The organism is Pseudomonas sp. TWI929 (assembly GCF_039673335.1).
Classification (GTDB): Bacteria; Pseudomonadota; Gammaproteobacteria; order Pseudomonadales; family Pseudomonadaceae; genus Aquipseudomonas.
Genome location: NZ_JBDJLK010000162.1, coordinates 1 through 3,723 on the forward strand (window position 1 = coordinate 1; position 3,723 = coordinate 3,723).

A 3,723-nucleotide genomic window follows, 5' to 3' on the forward strand; every position below is an offset into this window, starting at 1 on the left:
CTCCCCCCTCCCCCCCCCCCCCCTCCCACAAGGGTTCGCGGCAGAGCAGGCAACAGCGCACGGTAGCTCTGCACACAAATCGACAACTGCAGCGAACTGCGGGCAACGCCACGGAATCCGCCCCAGATAAACGCCATCACACACTTCGTCCGCTTGTGGGTGGCGCCAGGTCCACAACCGCGAATTGGCCCACGCCGCCAACAGGTACGGCGCCAGCAGCCAGCTGGCGGCCTTCGACAAGTGCCCATCGGCGCCTTTCTGAAACCCGCCTGGGCCGAACACACCATAGTTAAGCGCCACCAATACCAGCGACACGGCCGGCCAGGCCAACCACAACCAGGCACCGCCCAACACAACGGCAGGCACTGTGCACAGCAGTGCGCCCACTGCATAGCACAACGCCAACCGCCAGCGTTTGGCATCACGCGCAAGACGTGCCTGTTGCCAAGGTAGCCGCCCCCGATGCGGCCACAGCCACACACAGACAAACCCTGCCAATGCCCCGCTGGGCACGTCGATGAAATGGTGCTGCCAGGTAGTCAGCACCGACACCCCGATCAGCGCCATCCAGCCATGCATCAGCCAACGCCAAGGCTGGCGTTGCACATGCCGGGCAAACATCGTCCAGATGATCAGCAACAGGGCGATATGCAGCGAAGGTGCCTGATTGAACGGTTTGTCGAAGCCCATCAGCACATCGAACAACCAGCCGAAGACACCCCCCAGTTCTGGTCGCTCGAAGGTAAAGCGCAGCGGCCAGAGCAGGAAGCAACTTACGCAAATCACCTGTGCGCTGAGCAACGCCAGCGCGTGGCGGTCCATCTCCTGGCGCGTGCGCGGCAGCAGGAAGGACAGGCCGTAAAGCAGGTCGATCGACCAGTACGGGATGATTGTCCAGGGCCATAGCGGCATGCCGCTTTCCCAGCCGAACACCAGGCTGCCAACATCACTGCGCCCGGCCGTGTAATTGTTCGCCAGCCCATAGCTGAGGAAAAACAATGGCCCCAGCAACAGCAGCCAGAGCACCCCTCGGCGGATCAGCCCAGGTTCGCGAGCGGGGCTCATTCAGCGCACCCGTTGAGCCAGGCTGACACTGAAAATGCCCCATTGGTCGATGCGCTGGGCCAGCTTACGGAAACCTGCAGCCTCTACCAGCTGATCCATCTCGGCCTGGCTGCGGCGGCGCATCACCCAGGCCTCGCCGCCGCGGTGGCTGGTAAGGGCGCGGGCGATCATCTCCAGTTGCGGGTGCCACGGTTGGCCGGTGTAGACCAGGTAGCCGCCATCTTCCACCGCGTCGGCCAGGCCAGCCAGTGAGTTGCCCACCAGCTGGTTGCTGGCGAACAGTTCGTACAGGCCCGAGACCACGGCCAGGGTTGGTGGCTGTTCCAGCGTGGCCAGGCTCTGGCGGTCGAAGGCATCGCCTTGGACGAAGCGAGCAATATCGGCCAAGCCCTTTTCGGCGATCAGCGTGCTGCCTTGCTGCACGTTCAGTTCGCTGTAGTCGCGCAGCAGGATCGAGTCTGGCAGTTGCTCAAGGCCCTGCAGGGCCTCGAGGATGTAGCGGCCATGGCCGGCGGCGATATCGACGATGTGCACCGGGCGTTGCTGTTCGCGCAGGCGGGCGATGGCCAGGCGCAACAACTCTTCGACATGCAGTTTGCGCTGGCGGATGCCGCGCCAGCCGATGGCGTCGAGGTAGTTCTGGTCGACCAGGCGGCCCAGTTTGCCCTTGCCGCTCGGCTGGTTGCGGTACACGTAGTCGAGGGTGCTGCCCGAATCGAAACCGGTGTCGAAACCCAGCTTAACGCCCTCCGACAAGCCCTTGCCCAGGCGCAGGCTGGCACGGGTGGCGCGCCAGTAAAGGTCGCGCGGCGAGTGGCGCGGCAACGGCGCGGCCAGGCTTTCGGCTTCGGCGCAGCTGGCACCGGTCTTGTCGGCATCGAGCAGTGACGGCACGGCGGCGGGGCAGGCGAAACAGTGCTCGACAAACCGCTCGATGCGCCGCAGGGCATGCGCCCGATCGCGCTCGCCGAGGGTGTCGTGGAAGAACCCGGGCAGGGTGTGCATTTCCTTGCGTGCGCTGCCCAACCGTTCGAAAAAGCGTTCCTGTGGCTGGCGCTCGACCACCAAGTCGGCACCGGATACCAGCAATTGGGTCGGCACCTGAATGGCCTGGGCATCTGCCACCACGCGGTCGGCGGCTTCGTACAGGCCGAGCAGCATGGTCACCGAAATCGGCCGGCTGATCAGCGGGTCGGCCACATACGACATCACCCGCTCGGGGTCGTGGGTGAGCAGGCGCGGCTTGACGTAGCTGTTGACGAAGAAGTTGCCGCGCAGGGCCTTCAGCAGCTTCAGGCCGGTGCGGGCGAACGGCACATACAGTTTGACCTTGAATGCCGGCGAGGCCAGCACCAGGCAGCGCACCTTGGGTGCGTAGTCGTGAGCCCAGGTGGCGACCAGCACGGCACCGACGCTCTGCGCCAGTACCACCAGGTCCTGTTCGGCGATGCCGTGTTGCGCCTGGATGTGTTCGATGAAGGTCTGCACGTCGCGCACGCTGGTAGCGAACCCCGGGCTGTCGCCGCGTGCGCCTGGCGATTGGCCATGGCCGCGGGCATCCCAAGCGAAGAAGTCGTAGCCCGGCATGTCCAGCTCATCGGCCAGGTGAGCCATGCGCCCGCCATGTTCGTGGCCGCGATGAAACATCACCACGGCCCGGCGTGGCGGGTACTCGTTGCGGGTGGCAGGCCAATGACGGTAGTGCAGCTCGACACCGTCATGGGTGGAGAAGTGCAGCGATTGCGCTTGGCGCATGGTCAACGTCCTTTTGCGACGGCTGTTGGCTCAGCGGGTTTCGGCCAGCCCCTGGCGAACCCGGTTGTAGAGGGTATAGAGCGAGAGCGCGAGGATGACCAGCAACAGGCCATTGATCCAGGCACCATCGAGCAGGCCAAAGGCGACGCCGGTGCCCAGCACACCGAAGGCAAAGGCCCGGTCGCTCTTGCCCATGGGGCCGTCATAGCGCCGCGAGGCACCGGCCAGCGGGCCCATGACCCCGGCGTATTCGCTGAAGGTGGCGCACAGCACAAGCAGCACCACCAGCGTTGGTGACACACCGGCCAGCAGGGCGAAGGGCAGGTACAGGGCGGCGTCGGCGATCACGTCGCAGAGTTCGTTGAGGTAGGCGCCGAGGGTGGATTGCTGGCCGAATTCCCGAGCCAGCATGCCGTCGACGGCATTCAGGGCCATGCGCAGCAGCATCCAGGCCGGCACCAGGATGAACAGCCAGGTGATATGGGGCAGGGTCGCCAGCAGCAGGCCCAGCAGGATTGACCCCAGGGCGGCGGCGACGGTGACCTGGTTGGCGCTGACACCGCGGTCATGCAGGCGTTTCACTGCGGGGCGCAGCAAGGCTTGAAAGCGCGGTTTGAGTTGGTAGATCGATGCCACTGGAAAATCCTTTTCGGTGGTGCGATGGGAGGATTGTGTGCGAGCAGCCGAAGAAATGCACTCACTAGTGTGGGAGCGGCCTTGTGTCGCGAAAGGGCTGCAAAGCAGCCCCGGCGATCTATGCAGCGGAGCTGAAAACCTGGGGCCGCTTCGCGCCCCTTTCGCGACACAAGGCCGCTTGTGTCTTGAGAGGGGATTAGAATCTGGAGTGAGAGCGGTGAATGGCAAGCTGAATGCCGGAGGTGCCTTGAGCACGTGTGGGAGCAC

Annotated in this window: 3 protein-coding genes; all 3 read right to left on the bottom strand. The window is 64.7% G+C overall.

Annotated elements, in window-relative coordinates; genetic code table 11:
- The coding region (locus ABE456_RS28270; RefSeq protein ID WP_346646870.1) for a serine/threonine protein phosphatase at positions 1–1,065 on the bottom strand (1,065 nt) is incomplete at its 3' end.
- Positions 1,066–2,820 carry a bifunctional alpha/beta hydrolase/class I SAM-dependent methyltransferase gene (locus tag ABE456_RS28275; protein WP_346646871.1) on the bottom strand — a complete coding sequence of 585 codons (1,755 nt, stop codon included), beginning with the start codon at positions 2,818–2,820 and terminating at the stop codon, positions 1,066–1,068.
- 30 nt (positions 2,821–2,850) lie between these two features.
- The gene (locus ABE456_RS28280) at positions 2,851–3,456 is read right to left on the bottom strand and encodes a CDP-alcohol phosphatidyltransferase family protein (RefSeq protein ID WP_346646872.1); all 606 of its coding nucleotides are present in this window, start codon (positions 3,454–3,456) and stop codon (positions 2,851–2,853) included.
- Positions 3,457–3,723 lie beyond the last annotated feature (267 nt).